This window comes from Cupriavidus sp. SK-4 (assembly GCF_000611125.1).
In the GTDB taxonomy this organism is placed as follows: domain Bacteria; phylum Pseudomonadota; class Gammaproteobacteria; order Burkholderiales; family Burkholderiaceae; genus Cupriavidus; species Cupriavidus necator.
Map to the genome: position 1 here is coordinate 1 of NZ_JFJW01000226.1, position 1,741 is coordinate 1,741.

A 1,741-nucleotide genomic window follows, 5' to 3' on the forward strand; every position below is an offset into this window, starting at 1 on the left:
AGCCACCAGGAGTTGTGTGTAATGAGGTGGGCTAAGCTAGGCCTGCTGGTCAAATAGCTAAGAGGGGCACAAAATGACTGGAACCGTCTGGTCGGGCGCCGCCAAGCAGAGCGGCGTTCGTCTAAATCAGCAAGGTGAAGTCAGGCTGGGAAAGCTGACTACATCCTTCGGGTTGTCGCTAGGCATCACCTCGGTATTCAGCGCATTACTGGTGATACTTAAGGAGACAAACGAGCAAACTATACTCGCCTGGATGAAGGCCGCCACTGGGCATCACTGGATCACGCATGGCCTGCTGGACGTGCTGGCATTCGTCATTTTGGGTTTCGCGCTCGGACGGCTGGCAAGCCGGCTGCAAAGGCGTCCAATGGCCGTCGCGGTCATTGCTCTCGGAGGCGTCGTTTCCGGAGCGCTGCTAGTTGCCGCCTTTTACTACCTAGCGTGAGCTCGCGAGCTTCGGCGCGCGCTCGCGAAGTCTGCAGTGACGCAAGAAGGTGATGATTCGCCATTCCCGAAGCCGGGGGGTGATGTGCAGGAAGAAAATCCATGCCGGCAGCCTTGAAAGCCGGAAGACGCTATCGCGCCACACACGGGATGCTGAAAGACCCGCCACCTCCACACGGGAAAACGGGGCGTAGCAAACGCCGAACGAAGTGTGGGATAAAGACGTGGCAGAGTAGCAAACAATCCGCCGCAGGGCTGGCGCCGACGGGCGAAGTGGCACTTTACTCGGCTCCTCCTGACTTGCCGCCCTCATAGTCAAATTCTAGGTATTCCGTCCTCGGATGTGTTCCTGGCCAACTGTTTCCTGGCACACCGGAGCATTGCTGCTGAGGGCATCAGCAAAATGGTCTGCGCAGATTGCCCGGCGCGCAGACCGGCACATCGATGGGACTGAACCCATCACTTCGTTGATCCCAATCAACTCAAATCCCTGACTGCCGCATACCTTGGACTAGGAACTGCATGTTTTCATAGGAGGATCTTCCATGTCCACCAACCATCGCCTCTCTATCCTTATCACTGCGGCTACCGTGCTCGCTTGGACGCCAGCAGCTTTCCCAGCGTCGCCGGCTACCGGCACGGAGCATGAGCAGCACCATCCTGAAAAACGGCAAGATAAGCCTCCGGTCGTAGCCCCCGGAGTTTCCAGCGATGCAAGGCTGGACGCCCAGATTGCCCACCTGCGTGCCATCAGAGAGCGGCTTTCGCGGGCCAAAACGCCGGAAGAGCGCCAGGCCCTCTTGGTTGAACGCCATCAGGTCATGCAAGATGCAATGGCCATCATGCAAAAGGACATGATGAAAATGGGCGGCCCTGGTCGTATGGCTCCTGGCAAAGGAGTCGCCAAGGGAAGTGCCCCATCAAATCAAATGCAGATGTGCCACGATATGGCGGGTAGTCACATGGCGTTCATGCAGGAAATGATGCAGACGATGGCCAACGACCAAGGCATGGGTCCGGGCATGGGTCCGGGCATGGGTGGAACGATCCCAGGAAAGATGATGGGTAAGTAGCCGTAAGTTTGGCCCTCGTGCGGAACAATCCCGTCGGACCGGAGACCTGCCCCGATTTGGCGACCCCCACGCCCGTGCGACAGACAGAAGCAATGAGGCACAGACACCCATGCTCACAACGTCGATTTGCCTTGGGCGAGAATCTTGTCGAAAATCTGCTTCGTGACCTGTTCCTTCATGCCGCCGCCGCTTAGCCCATTTCCTTATACAGAAGTCATGAGTGC

General features: G+C 57.7%; 2 protein-coding genes. Both read left to right on the plus strand.

All coding sequences use genetic code 11. From position 1 onward, the window contains the following. Positions 1 to 73 precede the first annotated feature (73 nt). Positions 74 to 445, plus strand: a complete 372-nt coding sequence (locus tag CF68_RS34575; protein ID WP_152548613.1) for a hypothetical protein — start codon at positions 74 to 76, stop codon at positions 443 to 445. Between the two features lie 544 nt (positions 446 to 989). Further along, entirely contained in the window at positions 990 to 1,517 is a 528-nt protein-coding gene (locus CF68_RS34580; protein WP_035828028.1) for a hypothetical protein, read from the plus strand. The last annotated feature ends 224 nt before the right edge of the window (positions 1,518 to 1,741 follow it).